This window comes from Flavobacterium adhaerens (genome assembly GCF_040045115.1).
Taxonomy (GTDB): Bacteria; Bacteroidota; Bacteroidia; order Flavobacteriales; family Flavobacteriaceae; genus Flavobacterium; species Flavobacterium adhaerens.
This window is the reverse complement of sequence record NZ_JBDLZX010000006.1, coordinates 24,356-44,972: the sequence shown is the minus strand read 5'-3', so window position 1 is coordinate 44,972 and position 20,617 is coordinate 24,356. Positions and strand designations below refer to the sequence as shown.

17 protein-coding genes are annotated in these 20,617 nt (G+C 35.4%); 3 read left to right on the top strand and 14 right to left on the bottom strand.

Annotation, left to right across the window (positions count from 1 at the left end):
• Positions 1–97: 97 nt before the first annotated feature.
• The 13 genes from ABEB18_RS09675 to ABEB18_RS09615 all read right to left on the bottom strand — a co-directional run bounded on the left by ABEB18_RS09675 (position 98) and on the right by ABEB18_RS09615 (position 12,796).
• A complete protein-coding gene (locus ABEB18_RS09675) occupies positions 98–811 on the bottom strand; it encodes a tRNA1(Val) (adenine(37)-N6)-methyltransferase (RefSeq protein ID WP_348799102.1) in 714 nt (237 codons plus the stop codon).
• Between the two features lie 84 nt (positions 812–895).
• Positions 896–1,423, bottom strand: coding sequence for a ribosome maturation factor RimM (gene rimM / locus ABEB18_RS09670; protein ID WP_348799101.1), 528 nt, complete (start codon positions 1,421–1,423; stop codon positions 896–898).
• Positions 1,424–1,437: 14 nt separating this feature from the next.
• Positions 1,438–1,989, bottom strand: coding sequence for a 30S ribosomal protein S16 (locus ABEB18_RS09665; RefSeq protein ID WP_348799100.1), 552 nt, complete (start codon positions 1,987–1,989; stop codon positions 1,438–1,440).
• Between the two features lie 299 nt (positions 1,990–2,288).
• The gene (gene leuB / locus ABEB18_RS09660) at positions 2,289–3,344 is read right to left on the bottom strand and encodes a 3-isopropylmalate dehydrogenase (protein ID WP_348799099.1); all 1,056 of its coding nucleotides are present in this window, start codon (positions 3,342–3,344) and stop codon (positions 2,289–2,291) included.
• A 46-nt stretch (positions 3,345–3,390) separates the two neighbouring features.
• Entirely contained in the window at positions 3,391–4,911 is a 1,521-nt protein-coding gene (locus ABEB18_RS09655; protein ID WP_348799098.1) for a hydroxymethylglutaryl-CoA lyase-like TIM-barrel protein, read from the bottom strand.
• Between the two features lie 126 nt (positions 4,912–5,037).
• Entirely contained in the window at positions 5,038–5,634 is a 597-nt protein-coding gene (gene leuD / locus ABEB18_RS09650) for a 3-isopropylmalate dehydratase small subunit (protein ID WP_348799097.1), read from the bottom strand.
• Between the two features lie 52 nt (positions 5,635–5,686).
• Positions 5,687–6,076 (bottom strand): GxxExxY protein, encoded by a 390-nt coding sequence (locus tag ABEB18_RS09645; protein WP_348799096.1) that lies wholly within the window; start codon positions 6,074–6,076, stop codon positions 5,687–5,689.
• 39 nt (positions 6,077–6,115) lie between these two features.
• Positions 6,116–7,510 carry a 3-isopropylmalate dehydratase large subunit gene (gene leuC, locus ABEB18_RS09640; protein WP_348799095.1) on the bottom strand — a complete coding sequence of 465 codons (1,395 nt, stop codon included), beginning with the start codon at positions 7,508–7,510 and terminating at the stop codon, positions 6,116–6,118.
• Between the two features lie 523 nt (positions 7,511–8,033).
• The gene (locus tag ABEB18_RS09635) at positions 8,034–8,366 is read right to left on the bottom strand and encodes a hypothetical protein (RefSeq protein ID WP_348799094.1); all 333 of its coding nucleotides are present in this window, start codon (positions 8,364–8,366) and stop codon (positions 8,034–8,036) included.
• Positions 8,367–8,394: 28 nt separating this feature from the next.
• Entirely contained in the window at positions 8,395–8,799 is a 405-nt protein-coding gene (locus ABEB18_RS09630; RefSeq protein WP_348799093.1) for a hypothetical protein, read from the bottom strand.
• Positions 8,800–8,812: 13 nt separating this feature from the next.
• Positions 8,813–10,402: an MFS transporter gene (locus tag ABEB18_RS09625; RefSeq protein WP_348799092.1), complete on the bottom strand. Its 1,590-nt coding sequence runs from the start codon at positions 10,400–10,402 to the stop codon at positions 8,813–8,815.
• Positions 10,395–11,459: an HlyD family secretion protein gene (locus tag ABEB18_RS09620; protein ID WP_348799091.1), complete on the bottom strand. Its 1,065-nt coding sequence runs from the start codon at positions 11,457–11,459 to the stop codon at positions 10,395–10,397. The genes ABEB18_RS09625 and ABEB18_RS09620 overlap by 8 nt, the downstream gene beginning before the upstream one ends.
• A gap of 5 nt (positions 11,460–11,464) precedes the next feature.
• Positions 11,465–12,796, bottom strand: coding sequence for a TolC family protein (locus ABEB18_RS09615; protein ID WP_348799090.1), 1,332 nt, complete (start codon positions 12,794–12,796; stop codon positions 11,465–11,467).
• A gap of 129 nt (positions 12,797–12,925) precedes the next feature.
• Here ABEB18_RS09615 and ABEB18_RS09610 point away from each other — a divergent pair, with 129 nt between their 5' ends.
• Positions 12,926–13,720 carry a helix-turn-helix domain-containing protein gene (locus ABEB18_RS09610; RefSeq protein WP_348799089.1) on the top strand — a complete coding sequence of 265 codons (795 nt, stop codon included), beginning with the start codon at positions 12,926–12,928 and terminating at the stop codon, positions 13,718–13,720.
• A gap of 169 nt (positions 13,721–13,889) precedes the next feature.
• Complete coding sequence (gene dnaE, locus ABEB18_RS09605; RefSeq protein ID WP_348799088.1) at positions 13,890–18,416, top strand: DNA polymerase III subunit alpha; 4,527 nt, start codon at positions 13,890–13,892, stop codon at positions 18,414–18,416.
• 87 nt (positions 18,417–18,503) lie between these two features.
• On the opposite strand, the gene ABEB18_RS09600 is transcribed toward dnaE, so the two are convergent.
• A complete protein-coding gene (locus ABEB18_RS09600) occupies positions 18,504–19,883 on the bottom strand; it encodes a saccharopine dehydrogenase family protein (RefSeq protein ID WP_348799087.1) in 1,380 nt (459 codons plus the stop codon).
• A 308-nt stretch (positions 19,884–20,191) separates the two neighbouring features.
• Between ABEB18_RS09600 and ABEB18_RS09595 the strand changes: the two genes are divergently transcribed.
• The gene (locus tag ABEB18_RS09595) at positions 20,192–20,593 is read left to right on the top strand and encodes a DUF423 domain-containing protein (protein WP_348799086.1); all 402 of its coding nucleotides are present in this window, start codon (positions 20,192–20,194) and stop codon (positions 20,591–20,593) included.
• Positions 20,594–20,617 lie beyond the last annotated feature (24 nt).

Below are 20,617 nucleotides of genomic sequence, written 5' to 3'. Positions count from 1 at the left end.
GTTTCTGCTAATGTCTATCAAATTTAATAAAATTTAGCAAAATTTAGCAATAAAAATACTCTTAAAATCTCTGTATTAAAGTCTTATGGCAATGGTATTACATTTTTAAATAAAAATCTTTTGTAAGTGCAATATATTCTGTAGTATAGTGGTGTCTTTTGGTTTCTATAATCAATTCGTCAATAGGGAAGTCGGTTTTTTCGTTTCGGCAAAATGCTAGTAAACTGCGTTTGATTTCGCTGGTTGGAGTTCCTTTTACGCGGGTGATTTTTAGAGGATACAGTTCGTATTCTTTGGTAAGAGATAAGAAATTTTCTTCTTCTTTAAAAGGAATTATAACCGAGAATACTCCGTTTTCGGATAATAATAAAGCAGCAGCTTCAATTAATTCATCAAAAGGCATGGCATCTTGAAAGCGGGCTAAATCTCTTTGTTCGTTGTCGGTTTTGTAATCTTCACTATAAAATGGTGGGTTGGAAAGAATTAGATCGTATTTGTCTTCGGGTTCTTCGACAAATTCGTCCAAACCAGCGTGAAAACAAAATAAACGGTCATTCCAGGGTGAATTCTCGAAATTGTCTGTAGCTTGTTCGTAAGCAGCATCGTCGATTTCTAAAGCGTCAATTTGTTCGGCGTGGCTTCTTTGTGCAAGCATTAATGCTATAATTCCTGTTCCTGTACCGATGTCTAGAATGTTGAACGGATTGTTCTCGATAGGAGTCCAAGCGCCTAATAAAACACCATCGGTACCAATTTTCATGGCGCAACGATCTTGTTCAATAGTAAATTGTTTGAATTGGAATTTGGACATAGAGGGGTTTAAGGTGGTAAATTGACGAATGCTGATTTCAGATTTAAGTAACTGAATACTAAAAACTGAATACTGTTTACTTTTTTAAAGATACATTTCAATTAATCCATCGGGTAAATCCATGATTACCTTATGATTTTCTCGGTCAATTTTAACCAAAAAATGATCTATAATAGGGATTAAGATTTCGGCTCCATCTTTATGAAGGACTTCAAAAAGAGGTTGAGCAGTTGAGTCGTTGACAGATTGAATTTCGCCAACAATTCCAAGACGTTTGTCTTCTACTTCAAAACCAATAACTTCGTGAAAGTAGAATTTGTTACCAGTGAGTTTGGGTAACATTTTTAGTGGAAGATATAAGTCGTTTCCGATCAAAGAGTCTGCTTCGTCTTCGGTATTAACATCTTCAAAACGAATACGGAGGAAATCGTTTTTGTGTAGTGAGCTACTTTCAATAAAAAAAGGAACCAAGTGTTTGTTGCATTCAACAAACACTGATTCCAAGTTTTCGTATAACTCAGGTTCGTCCGTGTCTAAATAAGCAAGGACTTCACCTTTGAAACTAAATTTTTTGGCGATTTTGCCTAGATAGAAACAGTCTTCTTTACGCATTTTCGCCTGCTAAATTAAGCTTCAGTTGTTTCGTTATTTTCTTCAGCAGCAGGAGCTTCTTCAGTTTCAGCAACAACTTCTTCAGTTTCAGCAGCTTCAGCTTCGGTAGCAGCAACTGCAGCAGCAGCATCTGCAATACGTTTAGCGTTTACAGCTTGTTCAGCTTTTAACGCTTTAGCTTTAACATCAGCTTTAGCTTTAGATAAACCATCTTTTTTAGCTTCAACTTTTCCAGCTTTAGCTTCTAACCAAGCAGCTAATTTTGCATCAGCTTGTTCTTGAGTCAAAGCACCTTTACGAACTCCTCCATCAAGGTGGTGTTTCAATAAAGCTCCTTTGTAAGAAAGAATTGCTTTTGCAGTATCTGTTGGTTGAGCACCATTGTGCAACCATTTTACTGCGCTATCCAAGTTCAATTCGATAGTTGCAGGGTTAGTGTTTGGATTGTAAGTACCAATTTTCTCTAGGTATCTACCATCTCTTTTTGAGCGAGCATCAGCTGCTACTACCCAGTAAAACGGTTTTTGTTTTTTACCGTGTCTTTGTAATCTGATTTTTACTGACATAATCGTATGATTAAATTTTGAGGTACTCGACCTCGATTAATTAAGGGTGCAAAGATACATTTTTTATTGAAACAAACTAAAAAGTTTAATGTTTTAATTGTTAATCTGTTATTAATGATGTTTTTACAGTCTTAATGTGCTTAAAAAATATACTATTTGTACTATTTATCTAGATAAAATGATTCGATTTTAGGGAGTCCTAGACGAAATATCATTTATAGTAATTGATTATTTCATTTGAAAACAGAAAAGGTGTCAACTAAAATTGACACCTTTTTTGATATTTATCTAAAAATGTATTAGATGTTGGCAGCTAACCAATCACCCACTTCTTTAGTACCATAGGCTTTACCGCCATTAGCTAAATCTTCGGTAACTACACCAGCTTCTAAAGCTTTGTTTACAGCATCTCTCATTGCTTTTCCTTCTTCCATCAATCCGAAGTTTTCGAACATCATAGCAGCAGATAAGATAGTAGCCATTGGGTTAGCAATGTTTAAACCTGTAGCTTGTGGATAAGATCCGTGAATAGGTTCAAATAAAGATACTTCAGCTCCCATAGAGGCAGACGGCATTAATCCCATAGAACCTGAAATTACAGAAGCCTCATCTGTTAAGATATCTCCAAATAAGTTTTCGGTAATTAATACATCGTAAGAGTTTGGCCACTGTACCAAACGCATCGCAACAGCGTCAACAAATTCGTAGCTCACTTCTACTTCTGGATAGTCTTTTTCCATAGCCTGAACTGTTTCTCTCCATAAACGGGATGTTTCCAAAACGTTTGCTTTGTCTACACAACATAATTTTTTAGAACGAGTCATAGCTAATTCGAAACCTTTTTTAGCCAGACGTTGTACTTCTTCTCTTGTATAAACACAGTTGTCAAAAGCAGTATCTCCGTTGTCTCTTCTTCCTTTTTCACCAAAGTAAATTCCTCCAGTTAATTCTCTTAAGAAAACCAAATCAGTTCCTTCGATTCTTTCTCTTTTTAACGGAGATTTATCTAATAAAGAAGGGAATGTAAAAGTAGGTCTTACATTTGCAAACAAGCCTAATGCTTTACGCATTTTTAGCAAACCTTGCTCTGGTCGTACTGGTGCAGATGGATCGTTATCGTATTTAGGGTGTCCAATCGCTCCAAAAAGAACTGCATCAGCATTTTTACAAATTTCGTGTGTAGCATCTGGGTATGGTTCACCTACTGCATCAATTGCAGCAGCTCCAGTCAAAGCTGGTTTCCAGGTGATTTCATGTCCGAATTTTTGTGCAACAGCATCTGATACTTTTACTGCCTGATCAATTACTTCTGGTCCGATACCGTCTCCAGCTAAAAGTGCGATATTTAATTTCATTGTTGTTTCTTTTTGATTATATATTATAGTTTTAAAGTGGCTTTTATTAAGCAATTATATTTAACATTTTCTGCGTCGCAATAATCGCAGCAACTGTTTGATCCGAATCTAATCCTCTTGTTTTAAATTCTTTTCCGTTGTTTGTCCAAGTAATAATAGTTTCGCATAATGCGTCCGAACTACTTCCTGGAGGGATTCTCACAGCATAGTCGATTAACTTTGGAAGTGTTAATTTTTTCTGCTTGTAAATTTTAGAAAGAGCATTCATAAACGCATCAAACTGACCGTCGCCTTGTGCATTTTCTTCGATTATTTCTCCGTTTAAATTTAAAGATAAAGTCGTAGATGGGCGCATTCCTTTAGAATGAACCAGCATATAAGAATTTATGGTGATTTTTTCCTCATATGTATGACTGTCTAAAACATCCGAAATAATATACGGTAAGTCTTCTTTGGTAACGGTTTCTTTCTTATCGCCTAATTCAATGATTCTTTGCGTAACCAATTTCAAATCTTCGTTGTTTAGTTTTAAACCTAATTCTTGAAGATTTTTTTCGATATTGGCTTTACCAGAAGTTTTTCCAAGAGCGTATTTTCTTTTTCTTCCAAAACGTTCTGGAAGTAGATCATTAAAATATAAATTGTTTTTGTTGTCACCATCAGCATGAATTCCAGCAGTTTGTGTAAAAACATTGTCACCTACAATTGGTTTGTTGGCAGGAATTCGGTATCCTGTAAACGTTTCAACCAGTTTGCTGACAGAGTATAAAGAAGTTTCTTTTACATTGATATTTACTTGCGGTAAATAATCGTTGATTACGGCAACAGTACTTTCAAGTGGGGCGTTTCCAGCACGTTCACCCATTCCGTTTACTGTTACGTGAAGTCCGTCGATTCCTGCTTTTATGGCTTCCATAACATTGGCAACACTTAAATCGTAATCGTTGTGTGCGTGGAAATCAAAATGAATCTGCGGATATTTTGCTTTAATTTTAGAAATAAATTCAAAAGTCAAAGATGGAATTAAAACGCCTAAAGTGTCTGGAAGTAATACTCTTTTGATTGGCTGAGTCGATAAAAACTCCAAAAATTGAAAAACATATTCAGGAGAATTTCGCATTCCGTTGCTCCAGTCTTCCAGGTAAACATTGGTTTCAATATTGTTTTCTTTAGCTAAAGCAATAATTTGAGCGATTTCAGAAAAATGCTGTTCAGGTGTTTTTTTTAATTGATGTGTTAGGTGATTCATTGAGCCTTTGGTCAATAAATTTTGAACTTTAGCACCGGCTTTTTTCATCCAGTCAATTGAAACACCGCCATCAACAAATGTCAAAACTTCAATTCTGTTAATGTACCCTTTTTCTTCAGCCCAGGAAGTAATGCCTTTTACCGCCTGAAATTCTCCTTCACTAACGCGTGCTGAAGCAATTTCGATTCTATCAATATTTAATTCCTCCAACAACAATTGTGCAATGGTCAGTTTTTCTGCAGCAGAAAAAGATACTCCCGAGGTTTGTTCACCATCACGGAGTGTAGTATCCATTATTTCAATTTTTCTTTTTTCCATTAAATATAGATGACTTTTGTATGATTTGATAAGTAATCAAATCGAATTTTGTAAAATTGTAAAAAGCAGTTACGAAGTCCAACTTTAAAATTGAAACTTACGTAACTGCGTTTGAGTTGGTTGTGTTTAGTAAGGAAGCTTATCAGCAAAAGCCTTAATATCTTCCTTCATATCTTGTAAATAATCAATATCGTCAAAACCGTTGATTAAATTGTTCTTTTTGTAACCGTTAATAGCAAAAGATTCTTGCTCACCAGTTGACAATAAAGTAATTGTTTGGTTTGGAAGATTGATTTCTAATGCGGTGTTAGGATCAGCCTCGATCGCTTTGAAAATGTTAGCTAAAAATTCTGGGCTGATTTGTACTGGCAAAACACCAATATTCAAACAGTTTCCTTTGAAGATATCTGCAAAGAAAGACGAAACCACAGCACGGAATCCGTAATCGTAAACCGCCCAAGCAGCGTGTTCTCTAGAAGATCCAGAACCAAAGTTTTTTCCTCCAACCAATATTTTTCCACTGTAAGTTGGGTTGTTTAAAACGAAATCTGCTTTTGGAGTATCATCTCCGTTGTATCTCCAGTCTCTGAAAAGGTTATCTCCAAAACCTTCACGTTTTGTAGCTTTCAAGAAACGCGCTGGGATGATTTGATCTGTATCTACGTTCTCAATTGGCAGTGGCACCGCACTGCTGGTAAGTATATTAAATTTATCGTATGCCATTTTTATTTATTTTACCGCAAGGACGCAAGGACGCCATGCATTTATTTAAAAATTAGTAGTTATTTACAAATCTTTTGAAACCATTTTTTATGATGGGAACATTAAAATTAATTAAGAATCCCATTTTTTTATCAGCTAATTTCAGATACGAAATTAATTGTGCCTGATGTACAGGTAGTATAGTATCAACTGATTTTAATTCAATTATTAACTCTTTTTCGACTAAAATGTCAATTTTGTATTCTTTCGACAAATTGAAACCTTTATATTGTAAAGGAATACCAACTTGGCTTTCGGCTGAAATATTTCTCAAGTGCAATTCTTTTAAAAGACAAATTTCATAAACGGATTCTAATAAGCCTGGTCCCATAATTTTGTGAACCTCAAGACTAGCTAAAAATATTTGTTTGGCTAATTCTTCCTCATACCGATTTATATCCATATTATTTCATTTGCGCCTTAGCGTCCTTGCGGTGAAATATTAAAACAATTCTCTTGGATCGGTTAATTTTCCGGTAACTGCTGCTGCTGCTGCCATAATTGGTGAAGCTAACAAAGTTCTTGAACCAGGACCTTGACGACCTTCGAAATTTCGGTTTGATGTACTTACGGCATATTTTCCTGCAGGAACTTTATCATCGTTCATTGCCAAACAAGCTGAACAACCTGGCTGACGCAATACAAAACCTGCTTCAGTTAAGATGTCCAAAATACCTTCTTCTTTGATTTGTGCTTCAACAACGTGAGAACCTGGAACTAACCAAGCCGTAACATTGTCTGCTTTTTTTCTTCCTTTTACAATTTCAGCAAAAGCTCTAAAATCTTCAATACGTCCGTTTGTACAACTTCCTAAGAAAACATAATCGATTTGTTTTCCAATCATCACATCGTCTTCGTTGAAGCCCATATAAGCTAAAGATTTTTTGTAAGTTTCCTCACCGCCTTCAACTTCTTTTGCATTCGGGATATGTTTTGTGATACCAATTCCCATTCCTGGGTTAGTACCATAAGTAATCATTGGTTCGATATCAGCAGCGTTGATGTTTAATTCAGCATCAAAAACAGCATCAGCATCAGTTTTAAGGGTTTTCCAGTATTCAACAGCTTTTGTCCAGGCTTCTCCTTTTGGAGCGTAAAGTCTTCCTTCGAGGAAATCGAAAGTAGTCTGGTCAGGAGCAATCATACCACCACGAGCACCCATTTCGATACTTAAGTTACAAACTGTCATACGGCCTTCCATAGTCATGTTTTCAAAAACATCACCAGCATATTCAACAAAATAACCAGTTCCTCCAGAAGTAGTTAATTGAGCAATAATATAAAGAGCAACGTCTTTTGGACCAACACCTTTACTAAGAGTACCATTTACATTGATACGCATTTTCTTTGGTTTTGGTTGCATGATACATTGCGTAGAAAGTACCATTTCAACCTCAGATGTTCCGATACCAAAAGCAATAGCTCCAAATGCACCGTGTGTAGAAGTATGTGAATCTCCGCAAACAATAGTAGAACCTGGCAAAGTAATACCGTTTTCAGGACCTACTACGTGTACAATTCCATTTTTTTGGTGACCTAATCCCCAGTGTGAGATTCCGTATTCAGTTGCATTGTCTTCCAAAGCTTTCAGCTGATTAGCAGATAAAGCATCCTGAACAGGTAAGTGTTGGTTTATAGTTGGTGTATTGTGATCGGCAGTAGCAAAAGTACGCTCTGGGTATAAAACTTTTACACCTCTAGCTTTTAATCCTAAAAAAGCAACAGGACTCGTAACTTCATGAATGAAATGGCGGTCAATAAAAAACACATCTGGTCCATCTTCAATTTTACGCACTACATGTGAATCCCATACTTTGTCAAATAATGTCTTACTCATTGTTTATTTTTTTTAATTGTAATTTTTATAACTACAGCATTTTCCTGTTCATTATAATAGCAAAACAAAAGTAAAAAAAGATACAAAAGTGTCAATTTCAATATTTCATTATATACGATACCCAAACTAAATTACAGATTGCAAATTAGCTTTTGTGGGTTTGAATTTGATATAAAAATATTTTGGTAACGGATTTTAATTTTCTTTTTCGACTTTTCTTTTTTTGAAATGATTTTAGTTTTAATAGTTAGCAAATTTATTTTAAAACTACTACAAAATACAAGGATTGTTTATGAAAAATGTAACAAAATGAATAAAAATAGTAACAATTATTAGTTTTGCTTTTTTTTTATTGCTTCCTTTTTTTGGGTTTTGGAACGTCTAAAAATTCATTTTTTACTTGTGGTATCTAATTTATGTTGTACCTAAATACTACGACATCCAAAGAAAGATATTTGGCTTTTTTTGACCGTAATTTAGGATTTAAATTTGTAGATTAAAGTTAGCTTATAAAAAACTAGTTTTAAGCGAAGAATAAATTTTTGAATGCAAAACAAACTTTTTTGAAATAATCTAAAACAGTATAAGAGTGTTCCTGAATTTGTGTCAGTGAAATGCAAATGGCTTTCAGTTTTAGTTTTGATGAAGATATGGCAAAAACATAAACAATATCATCGGGACTAGAATCTTCATGACAATAATGAATGGAATCAATTTTAAATTCATTGAAATCTATATTGTAGTTACTCTTGTTGTTTGTTAAAGTGAGCATATTTTCGAGTAGGTCTAAATTGACTACATATCCACATTCGATTAATTCATTTATTACTTCGCTTACTATTCTAATTTCTTCCATAACCCAAAGTTGCTAAAGATAATAAATGCTATTCCCAACTGCCTAAAATCGAAACACTCAAGCTATCATTTTGGATTTCCATATCAATAGGAAAAATAATTTTGTATTCATCCATGTCAATATCGCATCTTCCTAAGTAGCCATTGATTTCGCCCCATAATTGGATGTTGTAATCCTTGCCATACAATTGCATAGGTGTAACTGGATATACCTTGAAAGTGGCTGGCATGGTATATTCGCTAGGGTAGAATCCTGTTTCGGACAGAGGAATTTCGGAGTCGTTTTTAAAAACTTTTAAATATAATTTTTGTGATGGAAGATTTGTTCTTTCTTTAAAATCGTTGAGTTTGATAGTTTTTAGACTAAAAGTCATATCATCGTTGCTGCAAGCACTAAGAAGAGCAATAATGCAAAGTAGGATTATTTTTTTCATAATAAATTAAAAATTAAGCAGGCGAAAGTCTTCGGGATTTTAAATACAACATGGTTCTGTTTAGATAAGGTGTTAATGCAATGAATAGTATTGTGGCGATGATTAGCCAAGCCATCATTTCATAATAATCCATCGCAAAACGTAGTTGTCCCTGAGTATTTACCTTGTTTACAAGTGTTTTATAGGCCGCTTTTACGGCTTTTCCGTGTGTCATCCCTTTGTGAGTTAAGTTTGCAACTTGTTTTTGCAAGAACAATCTCGACATAGGATCTGTACTGGTTAAATGGTCTTGAAAAGCGTTGTAATGGCTGCTTTTTCCAAAAAGGGTAAAAAAGTTAATCAATGCAATGCTTACACAAAATCCTAAGTATCTAATGGCTAAACATATTGCTGCAGCCGATGGTCCCAGAGCTAATGTTACTGATGATATAGTATAAACAATTGTAGGTACCATAATGAGACCTACCCCTAAACCTTGAATGAAAAGCGGGATAAAATAATTGAATTCGTCTCCTTGAATATCGAATAAAAAATACATGCTGAAATGAAAAGCAAGCAATAACAGAAATCCAGGAATCCAGATGCTGCGAATACGTCTTTTTTGTAAAATCATTGCACAAGCGATGGTGACACCAATTATCAATCCGAATAAATTAAAGAGATTGATATATGATATATGCATAGGATCAAAACCATACGCTTGAGTAAAGAAGGTATTGGTTATTCCTGATGCAAAACGGCAGATGTACATTACAAACAAAACAATCAAACCAACACTGAAATTTCGGAATTTAAATACAGCCAAACTGATATAAGGACGCTTAAGTGATTTTTGACGAAAGGCATACACGATACCAAGTCCAAAAATTGCCACAACACTACCTAGGATACGAATGTCTTCTAGCCAATAATATTCTTGCCCAAAAATACAGATGTAGCCTATTAAAGACAGAATAATGCTATAAAGTACAAAGCTTTGCCAGTCCAGTTGGTATAATGGGAATTTTACATTCAGTCGAACATTGTTCATTAGGGTCAATAATAAAAGTAAACCAGGTACATAAGAAAAAACAGCAATCTTGTAAACGATGTTGTAATTGAACGTATCAATTAGATCTGCCGTTACTAGATTATTAAATGGCAATGCACAGAGTAATAATCCAAAGAAAACAGAAAAGCCAATTTCTCTTGCACGCTCAGTTGCAATGCGACTAAACATTAATGAGAGCGAAATATTTACATTGCAGGCAAATAACATTCCCTGTAAAAAACGCAACGGAAAAAGTATAAAAACCTCGTTGGTTTCATAACAAATGAATGTGGCGGCTAATTGCAAAAATGTAAAAATGATAAAGTATTCTTTGGCAGCCAAAAAAGAGAAAAAACGTCTTTCTAAACTGTAAAAACCTACGTAACCAGCATAGAATAAGGCAACAGCAAATTGCATATCGGCAGGTTCGCTACCGTAATATCCAGCGGCAGCATTAAGGTTTGTCATGGGTAAAAAAAACAAAACCAAATTGGGCATGATTAATACAAAAAGCGTAACGTTGATTAACCAATTAGGAGCCCAAGGTTTAAAAATTGGCAATGAATTATCCATGGTGTTGTTTTTTGGGAACAAATACGTTCACATTCATTCCTACCTTTAATACGTCTATATCTTTACGATTTCCGTCAATTCGAATACGAACAGGCACACGTTGTACAATTTTTACATAGTTACCTGTTGAGTTATCTGGGGGTAATAGCGAAAAGCTAGAACCTGTAGCTGGCGAAAGTGAAATAATAGTACCGTTGAATTCTTGATCTGGATATGCATCGGCATAAACTTTTACTTTGTCTCCTATTTGCATATGTTCGACTTGAGTTTCCTTGTAATTTGCCACGACCCATTTGTCTGTTTCATTATTTACAATGAAAGCCAAAGTTTCTCCCACGTCAATCATCTGACCTACTTCTACGGTACGTCGTCCCATTCGTCCATCATAAGATGCGGTAATTACAGTATAAGATAAATCAAGGTTATGGCGGTCGAGTAAGGCTTCTAAACGCCCAATTTCGGCTTTCACAACGTGTTTTTCTGCTCTAACGTCTTCTATTTTAGAAACGGATGCGCCATAATTGTCAACAGCAGTTTTATAATCACTTTTGTTTACATCTAGAGTAGCTTCTATGTTTTCAAGTTGTTGTTTAGTGGCAGATTCTTCTTGGTATAGCTGTTTGTAACGTTTGTAATCCAACTCTTGTTTCCAGACTTTGGCTTTATTTGCAGAGATTTGAGATTTTGAAGCTGAGGCGGTTTTTTCTAAAGTTTCTATGTTGCTATTTAAAACCAAAAGTTGCGCTTGAGCTTTTAAAAGTTGTGCTTGGGTTTGTTCTATTTGTAAAGTATATTCTCGGTTGTCAATAAGCAGAAGCGTATCTCCTTTTTTGACTGGTTGATTTTCTTCAAACTTCACAGCGACAATAAATCCGCTGGATCTCGAAATTACAGGATTTACATACTCTTGAACTTGCGCATCATTGGTTTGCTCAAATTGAAAATAATTCCATAGACTGCTTCCTCCCCAAATTATTAAAACAAGAACTGTAATTCCGGCAATCCATCCAGTTATTTTGGTAATCATACGATCGGTAGTTGTTATTCTTTTTTTCATTTTTTTTAAAGTATCCCAATAATGTTTTGTAATAAATAGTATTTGTCTTGTGCTAGAATTTGTGCAGATGCCAATTCAAATCGAGTTTGTAAAACCTGAATATCAGCATCGAGTAAGTCGGTAATCAAAGAGGTTTGATTGAAATAAGTATTTTTGATAATACGAGCATTTTCTTTGGCATGGGTTTCGTTTACCTTAGCTACTTTAATTTGTTCTAATGCTTCTTTGTAGCGCAAATATGCTTCTTTTACCTCTTGTCGTACTTTGTCTTCGGTATCTTTGTGGGCTTCTTCTTCCTTCTCAAATTCTAGTTCGGCTGCCTTTACTTTATTGATATTATGGTATAAAGCCGAAATAGGAAAGCTTGCTTTTAGTCCTACTACTCCCAATGAATATAAATATGGATTATACGGATAAAGGAATATTTGAGGATTAGCAAAATAAAACTCACTATACAAACCTACTTTTGGAGCCACATTGGCACGGACTTGCTTAAGATTGATTTTGCTGAGTTCTGTTTTTTGTTCAGATATGTGATAAGGGAACGAATGTTGCAAAGCCATGGCTAAATAGTCTTCATAAGTGGTTTTTTCCTCCCAATCATTTTTGGGTAAATTAGGAAGTACCAACCTCTCATCGGGTTCGCCCATAATAATATTTAATTTTTGTGATGCGATCAAAATATCATTATTAATGGTGGTTAGTGCTAGTTTTCTGCGAGACAATTCTAATTCTACTCGCAGAACATCACTTTTCAGGACCGTTCCGTTTTTATGAAAGGCAACTATTTCTTTGAGTTGTTTTTCCTGATCTTCTATATCTTCAATAATAAGTTTTTTAAAGATTATAGATTTTTGTAAATCCAAATACAAAGAAGCCGTTGTATAGTGAATATCAGAGATTGTCTGATTTTGTTTAATCTCACTAATTTGATGAATGGTTTTTTCTTCTTTGATTTTTAAATTCGTCTTGTTACCATTGTAGAGATTCAAATACAAATCGGCACCAACTTTATATAAAGTATGAATTACTTCGTGTTGAGTTGGTTTGTGAAATAATCCGTTCTCATAAACGGGAATGTTAGAAGCTTTTTCGATATTGCCTTTTACTCCCAACTCGGGTAGTCTTTCCATTTTGGCATCTCGGACTTCAGCTTCAGAGATTTCGGTATTCTTTTTTTGGATTTCAATTTGACGACTGTGACTTTCTGCTTTTTTCCATGCTTCTTGTAGAGAAATATGCAAGGTGTCGCTTTTAATTTCTTTCTGGCTGTAAGCTACTGTAAAGCAGCAAGATGAGATCAGTAAGAGTGCTGGTTTTTTAATATTTGTTTTCATAATTATTTTAGACGTGCAAATTTACTACGAGAATCAGCGTGTCTTTTATCTTGAAAAGACAATTATTTCATTATTCTAGCCATTTTTTAAGTATTTTTGTTCTGTCAAAAAAAGTAAAAGGAACGATTTATGGGGTTAATAGATTCATTACCAGAGATTAATAATCTAGAGGATAGTGTTTTTGTGATGCATGAAAAATCAGAGAAACTAATCCCTTTGCACACACATACAAAAGGACAGTTAAGTTATGTAGAAGGTGGGATTGCATATATTACAATCGAGAATCGTACTTATGTAATACCTGCTCGTCATTATTTTTGGGTTCCACAGGGATTGGAGCATGTATTAAGAATTGGGTATTCGGCAACAGTATTACGTTCGTTATATTTTTATGCCCACGATGACAACAATAATCCATTTTATGGAAAACTAGGGATTTATCCAGCTAGTGAGTTGCTTATTCAAATGATAAATTTTACCGAATGTTGGGATGGAAGGCACGTAACCAAAGACGATGCTAATTTTGAATTTCTAGTAGCCCTTAAGAATATTTTGCCCCAAATAAATTCAACAGCTTTACCAATAATTCTGCCTTTTACTGATAACGAACAGATGAATAAAATCGTGAGTTATCTTGAGAAAAACATGGGTGAACCTTTGAGTTTGAAAGAAATTAGTGAGAAATTTAATAGTAGTGAACGAACAATGTCCCGTTTATTTCAATCTACTTTGCAGTTGTCTTTTTTGCAATATTTAAAAACAATTAGAATGGTCAAGGCCATCGAATTGTTGGTTAAAACCCAAATGTCAATTAGTGAAATCGCATTTGAAGTCGGCTATAATAGTTTAAGTGCATTTAGTGATACTTTTCATGAGTTTACGCATTCACGTCCAACTGATATGAGAAAAATCAATAAGAGATAAGACTTGTTTTGTACTAAAAAGCAAAGTCATTTAAATAATTGAGAGCTATATTTTTTGCTACAAATATATAGCTGTTGATAACTTGAATTATATTTCTACTGTAAAAAAACTAAATTTGAAAATTACTAGGCACAGTGTTTTGTTGTGTGTAAATGGTTAAAATTCAGCTATGTACTTAATATTCGATACCGAAACTACCGGATTACCCAAACGTTGGGACGCACCTTTGAGCGATTCAGACAACTGGCCAAGATGTATTCAGATTGCTTGGCAATTGCATGACGAACACGGACAGCTGATCGAACATCAGGATTATTTGGTAAAACCAGAAGGATTTAACATTCCCTATGATGCCGAACGTGTACACGGAATTTCGACTGAATTGGCACAACACGATGGGATTTTGCTGGCTGAGGTTTTGGAGAAGTTTAATATCGCTTTAAGTAAAACCAAGTTTATCGTTGGACAGAATTTAGGTTTCGACGTAAACATTATGGGTGCCGAATTGTACAGAATGGGAGTGGAAAGTCCTTTGGCTTCCATGCCTGTATTGGATACCTGTACCGAAGTTACGGCCAATTTGTTGAAATTGCCTGGAGGTCGAGGCGGAAAGTTCAAATTGCCTACGTTGACTGAGTTACACGAATACTTGTTCAGTGTTCCATTTGCGGAAGCGCACAATGCCACTGCCGACGTTGAGGCAACGACTCGTTGTTTTTTGGAGTTAGTTCGTCGTGAAGTTTTTACCAAAGAGGAATTGGATGTTCCGGCATCTTATTTCAAAGAATTTCAAGAAAGAAATCCTATTGAAATTCCAATAATTGGGTTAAAACACATTAATCTAAAAGCAGCTTCTGATAAAATTCGTGAGCAGCTAAAAGCATTAGAATCAGAGGGCAAAGAAACTATTGTTTCCGATTCGGATAAAGCAGATTTAAAAGCGGCTCGTTTTGCGCATTTGCACAATCACACTCAATTTTCAGTTTTACAGTCCACTATCGGAATCAATAATTTGGTTTCGGCTACCGCCAAAAAAAATTTGCCAGCAGTAGCAATGACTGATACCGGGAACATGATGGGAGCTTTCCATTTTGTGAGTGCCGTGATGAATCACAATAAAGGAGCTTCTGCCAAAATTAAAGCTTCAATCGAAGCAGGCGAAGAGCCAACCGAAACCGAAATAAAACCTATTGTGGGTTGTGAGTTTAATATTTGCGATAATCATAAAGATAAATCCAAGAAAGATAATGGCTACCAGGTTGTTTTATTGGCTAAGAATAAAAACGGCTATCACAATCTGGCCAAAATGGCCTCGATTGCCTATGTGGACGGCTTTTATTATGTACCTAGAATCGATAGAGCGATAGTCGAAAAATACAAAGAAGACATTATGGTTTTATCTGGAAATCTCTATGGAGAAATTCCGAGTAAAATCCTGAATATTGGTGAAAACCAAGCCGAAGAAGCGCTGATTTGGTGGAAAGAGCAGTTTGGAGATGATTTTTATCTCGAAGTCATGCGCCACAATCAGGAAGATGAAAACCGTGTCAACAAGACTTTGATTGAATTTTCGAAAAAGCATGACGTAAAACTCATTGCCACCAACAATACTTTTTATTTAAATAAGGAAGATGCCAATGCGCACGATATTTTGTTGTGTGTAAAAGACGGCGAAAAACAAGCCACTCCAATTGGCCGTGGACGTGGGTATCGTTACGGATTACCCAATCAGGAATATTATTACAAGTCGGAAGAGGAAATGAAAAAACTCTTTGCCGATTTACCCGATGCGATTGTTAACATTCAGGAAATTATTGATAAGGTCGAAATTTACTCTTTGTACCGAGATGTATTACTTCCTAAATATGAAATTCCGGTTGAGTTTGAAGTAGCCGAAGATGCCGAAGACGGTGGCGTTCGCGGAGAAAATAAATACCTGCGTCATCTTACAATGGTGGGAGCCGAAAAAAGATATGGCGAAATTACGCCCGAGATTCAGGAACGATTGGATTTTGAGTTATTGACAATCTCTAATTCGGGTTATCCTGGTTACTTTTTGATTGTACAGGATTTCATTGCCGAGGCTAGAAAAATGGATGTGTCGGTTGGTCCCGGTCGTGGTTCTGCAGCGGGTTCTGCCGTGGCGTATTGTTTAGGAATTACGAATATTGACCCGATTAAGTACGATTTGCTTTTTGAGCGTTTCCTGAATCCTGATCGTGTGTCCATGCCCGATATTGATATCGATTTTGATGACGAGGGTCGTGGCCGCGTTATGGATTATGTAATCAATAAATACGGAGCGAATCAGGTGGCGCAGATTATCACGTATGGTAAAATGGCAACCAAATCGGCAATTCGTGATACGGCTCGTGTATTGGATTTGCCTTTGTTTGAAGCCGATAGAATTGCGAAGTTGATTCCGGCAATGATGCCCGGAAAATGGAATTTGGCACGTTTTATTTCTGAAAGTGAAGATGAGGTCAAAAAAGCACTAAAATCTTCGGAAGAATTTGACCGGGTAAAAGAATTAATCGGAATTGCCAATGAAGATGATTTGGCCGGAGAAACGATTCAGCAGGCCAAAATATTGGAAGGCTCCATGCGAAATACAGGAATTCACGCCTGTGGGGTAATTATCACGCCATCGGATATTACCAATTATGTTCCTGTAACCACAGCCAAAGATTCGGATTTATATGTAACCCAATTTGATAACTCGGTTGCCGAAAGTGCAGGACTATTAAAAATGGACTTCTTGGGTCTGAAGACCCTGACTTTGATAAAAGATACCGTGAAACTGGTAAAATATAGAACCGGTATTCAGTTGGATCCAGACACTTTCCCGATTGACGATGTTAAAACGTATGAGTTGTTCCAAAGAGGTGAAACGGTTGGAATTTTCCAATACGAGTCGCCTGGAATGCAGAAATACATGAAAGACCTGAAACCGACCGTTTTTGGGGATTTGATTGCGATGAATGCCTTGTATCGTCCAGGGCCGTTGGAGTATATTCCGTCTTTCGTTCGAAGAAAAAACGGAGAGGAAGAAATCAAGTATGATTTGGATGCTTGTGCCGAATATTTATCAGAAACCTACGGAATTACCGTTTATCAGGAACAGGTAATGCTTTTGTCCCAATCGCTGGCTGGATTTACCAAAGGTGAGGCCGATGTTTTGCGTAAAGCGATGGGAAAAAAACAAAAGGACGTTCTAGATAAAATGAAACCTAAGTTTGTCGAGCAAGCAGCTGCTAAAGGACATGACGCAACGGTTTTGGAAAAAATCTGGAAAGACTGGGAAGCCTTCGCGAGTTATGCTTTTAATAAATCACACTCGACTTGCTATGCTTGGATTGCGTACCAAACCGCTTATCTAAAAGCGCATTATCCTGCCGAATATATGGCAGCGGTGCTTTCTAATAATATGAATGATATCAAGCAAGTATCGTTCTTTATGGAAGAATGTAAGCGAATGGGCTTGCGAGTTTTGGGGCCTTGTGTAAATGAATCCTATTATAAATTTACCGTAAACGATGAGTACGCAGTTCGTTTCGGGATGGGAGCGATTAAAGGAGTAGGACAAGGTGCCGTTGAAACGATTGTCAATAGTCGTAAAGATGGAAAATACAAATCAATTTTTGATTTAGCCAAACGAATTGATTTGCGTGCGGCCAATAAAAAAGCGATCGAAAATTTGGCTTTAGCCGGTGGTTTCGATTCTTTTGAAGGCACTACTCGTGCACAATATTTTCACGATGATGGTGATGGAATTACGTTTTATGAAAAAGCGATGCGTTATGGAAACAAATTTCAGGAAAATGAAAATTCCTCTCAAGTGAGTTTGTTTGGCGAAACCAGTGAAGTACAAATTGCAGAACCAGTTGTACCGCCTTGTGAAGATTGGAGTACGATGGAAAAATTGGCTAAAGAAAAAGAAGTGGTTGGGATTTATATTTCAGGACATCCATTGGACGATTATAAATTTGAGATGAAATATTTCTGTAATGCCAAACTCGAGGCATTGAAAAATATGGAACAATACGTTGGTAAAAACTTAACTTTTGGAGGAATCATAACCAATGTACAACACCGAGTAGCAAAGAACGGAAAAGGGTGGGGGACTTTTGTTCTGGAAGGATATGATGAGAGTTATGAATTTAAAATTTTTGGAGAAGAATATTTAAAATTCAGGCATTTCTTTATTCAAAACAATTTTACTTTTATGAAAGTACTGATAAAAGAAGGCTGGGTCAATCAGGAAACTGGTAAGAGAGCCGAACCTCGAATGCAGTTTGTTTTGGTACAATACCTGCAGGATGTGTTAAGTACTTTTGCCAAAAGGCTTATTCTTTTGTTGAATATTAAAGATCTCGATGCAGAATTTATTCATAGGCTAAATCGTCTTTTTCAAGAGTATAAAGGGGACAATATGGTGAGTTTTGAAGTCATGGAATTGGAGAAAATCAAAAGAATTGTCGAAACAACTTCTGATTTTGAGAATGCAGATGAAGAAACATTTGGGGATGAAAATGATGAAGCCAACGATGGTGTTGAAGTCAAACAAGTCTCCGAAGTAGAAGAAATCAAAGTGGTGACCAAATTATCGATGGCTAGCCGAAAATTGAAAGTTCAAATTTCGAATGAGTTGTTGTTCGAGCTGGAGAAAATGCAAGTGAATTTTAAATTGAATTAAAGGAAATATTCTCATTTCAAAAGACTAAAAAAAAAAATCCGCTTCTCGGGAAAAGAAGCGGAAAAATCAAAAAAAACTAAAAAAAAATTAACTGAAAACTTTATCAGGATTGTAACCTATGTAAGGCATTTCCTGTTCTTTGAAAACAACACCATATTCTTCTAACTCTTTCAAAATGGGGTCATAGACTTCTTTCCGAATAGGAAGTTGTACTCCAGGAGTTGTTATTTTTTTATTCAAAATTAATAAGGTGGCTATCGCTACAGGGAGTCCCACCGTTTTGGCCATTGCGGTATAGGTTTGGTCTTCGCCAAGACATACCATTTTTGCATCAATTTGTTTTTCTTGGCCGTCGAGTACAAATCCAAATTTGTGGTACATTACAATCATATCTTTATCATCAGGTTGCAAGGTCCAACTATCAGTAAGTATCTTTTCAAGGATTTGAGCAGGAGTAGCATTTTTTAGACCAACTTTTTTATGATGACTAAATAGGTCTAACTCCAAAAGTTTGTCCCACATGATATCATCTTGGTCAATTTTTAGAATCAAACGCATCTTGATTTCAACAGAATCTGTAGGGTGATAAGGAAGAAATGAGTTTACAAATTGGCGGTAGGTCATGTTTTCAGAATCTTCCATAATATAACTATCATCAGTCATTCCGAGTTGCACAAACATATTCCATGCCTTAGAAAAACCTACTCTCCGAATGGTTCCTCGATATAAGGTAAGTACATCATTTAGACCATAAACGCTTTTGTATTTTAAAGAATCACGATTAGAATAAGCTTCGAACTTTCCATAACCTTCTACTTCTAAAAATTCGGTTCTTCTGAATAAATTAGAATATGGGATGTATTTATAGGTACCTTCTTGAATAAATTTTGCGGCTCCACCTTGACCCGCAAGAACCACATTTCTAGGTGCCCAAGTAAATTTATAGTTCCATAAATTGTTGTCGCATTCAGGAGCAACAAGACCTCCACAAAAGGATTCAAAAAGCAACATTTTACCGCCTTGATCTCTAATAGAATCTATTATTTTCATGGCGCTCATATGATCTATTCCAGGATCTAAACCAATTTCGTTCATAAAAATTAGATTGTTTGCTTTGGCAGCATTATCCAATTCTTGCATGGCATCACTAATGTATGAAGCCGTTACAAGATGTTTTTTATAAACAATACAATCTTTGGCAACTTCTATATGGAGGTGTGCGGGTAACATTGAGATCACAATTGTTGCATCTTGAATTGCTGTTTTTCTTTGATTTTCATCAAAAATATTCAATTCAATTGCTTTGGCATTGGGATGATTGTTTGCTTTTTTTTGAGCCATTGTCAAAGAGATGTCGGCAATGATAATTTGTAATTTTTCGGAAACGGATTTGTTTAAAAGATACTGTATCAAAGATGAGGCCGATCTTCCAGCTCCTATAATCAGAATTGTTCTCCTATTTTGCATTTGACTCAAAATTGTAATCTGTACTATTTAGAATGTCTTTTTTTAATAAAACAAAAAAATATTGCCTCTTAATTTAGAATGTTCAAAAAAAATGATTATTGCATAAATACAACACAAATCAATTCTATTGTTTGATTTGTAACAAATATATTAAAAAAATTAGAACTTCAAAACAGTTGCGATTATTAAAAGAAGATTCTCTAACAATTATTAGTTTTTGAATACAAAAAATTTAACTTTTAAAGTTGGATGTGAAATGTTTTAAGTTTGAAAAAATAGGAATACTTTTGTTGAAATAAAATAAAATAATGAACAAGAAAATAATTTTGACGGCAGCTATTTTTGGAATGGTAGCGGTAATTTTAGGCGCTTTTGGTTCACATGGACTAAAAAAACTTCTTCCGATAGAACAAATTATAACTTTCCAAACCGGAATTCGATACCAAATGTATCATGCTTTGTTTTTATTGTTTATAGGAACTACTACTATTATCAATCAAAAGGTTAAAAGAAGGATTTATATTGCCGCTACTCTTGGTATATTATTTTTTTCCGGCTCAATTTATCTTTTGGCGACCAACTCATTAACCCCGATAGATTTTAAGGTGATTGGGTTTATTACCCCGATTGGTGGGCTATTTCTTATTTCTTCTTGGATATTATTGATTTTTGACTTAATAAAGCCTTCAAAAAAGAAAAATAATATTTAATACGGTTCAAAAAAAAAATTATAC

Excerpts from the sequence above, each read along its gene's own strand:
- ABEB18_RS09675 (WP_348799102.1), bottom strand. The coding sequence starts at position 811 with ATGTCCAAATTCCAATTCAAACAATTTACTATTGAACAAGATCGTTGC.
- rimM (WP_348799101.1), bottom strand. The coding sequence starts at position 1,423 with ATGCGTAAAGAAGACTGTTTCTATCTAGGCAAAATCGCCAAAAAATTT.
- ABEB18_RS09665 (WP_348799100.1), bottom strand. The coding sequence starts at position 1,989 with ATGTCAGTAAAAATCAGATTACAAAGACACGGTAAAAAACAAAAACCG.
- leuB (WP_348799099.1), bottom strand. The coding sequence starts at position 3,344 with ATGAAATTAAATATCGCACTTTTAGCTGGAGACGGTATCGGACCAGAA.
- ABEB18_RS09655 (WP_348799098.1), bottom strand. The coding sequence starts at position 4,911 with ATGGAAAAAAGAAAAATTGAAATAATGGATACTACACTCCGTGATGGT.
- leuD (WP_348799097.1), bottom strand. The coding sequence starts at position 5,634 with ATGGCATACGATAAATTTAATATACTTACCAGCAGTGCGGTGCCACTG.
- ABEB18_RS09645 (WP_348799096.1), bottom strand. The coding sequence starts at position 6,076 with ATGGATATAAATCGGTATGAGGAAGAATTAGCCAAACAAATATTTTTA.
- leuC (WP_348799095.1), bottom strand. The coding sequence starts at position 7,510 with ATGAGTAAGACATTATTTGACAAAGTATGGGATTCACATGTAGTGCGT.
- ABEB18_RS09635 (WP_348799094.1), bottom strand. The coding sequence starts at position 8,366 with ATGGAAGAAATTAGAATAGTAAGCGAAGTAATAAATGAATTAATCGAA.
- ABEB18_RS09630 (WP_348799093.1), bottom strand. The coding sequence starts at position 8,799 with ATGAAAAAAATAATCCTACTTTGCATTATTGCTCTTCTTAGTGCTTGC.
- ABEB18_RS09625 (WP_348799092.1), bottom strand. The coding sequence starts at position 10,402 with ATGGATAATTCATTGCCAATTTTTAAACCTTGGGCTCCTAATTGGTTA.
- ABEB18_RS09620 (WP_348799091.1), bottom strand. The coding sequence starts at position 11,459 with ATGAAAAAAAGAATAACAACTACCGATCGTATGATTACCAAAATAACT.
- ABEB18_RS09615 (WP_348799090.1), bottom strand. The coding sequence starts at position 12,796 with ATGAAAACAAATATTAAAAAACCAGCACTCTTACTGATCTCATCTTGC.
- ABEB18_RS09610 (WP_348799089.1), top strand. The coding sequence starts at position 12,926 with ATGGGGTTAATAGATTCATTACCAGAGATTAATAATCTAGAGGATAGT.
- dnaE (WP_348799088.1), top strand. The coding sequence starts at position 13,890 with ATGTACTTAATATTCGATACCGAAACTACCGGATTACCCAAACGTTGG.
- ABEB18_RS09600 (WP_348799087.1), bottom strand. The coding sequence starts at position 19,883 with ATGCAAAATAGGAGAACAATTCTGATTATAGGAGCTGGAAGATCGGCC.
- ABEB18_RS09595 (WP_348799086.1), top strand. The coding sequence starts at position 20,192 with ATGAACAAGAAAATAATTTTGACGGCAGCTATTTTTGGAATGGTAGCG.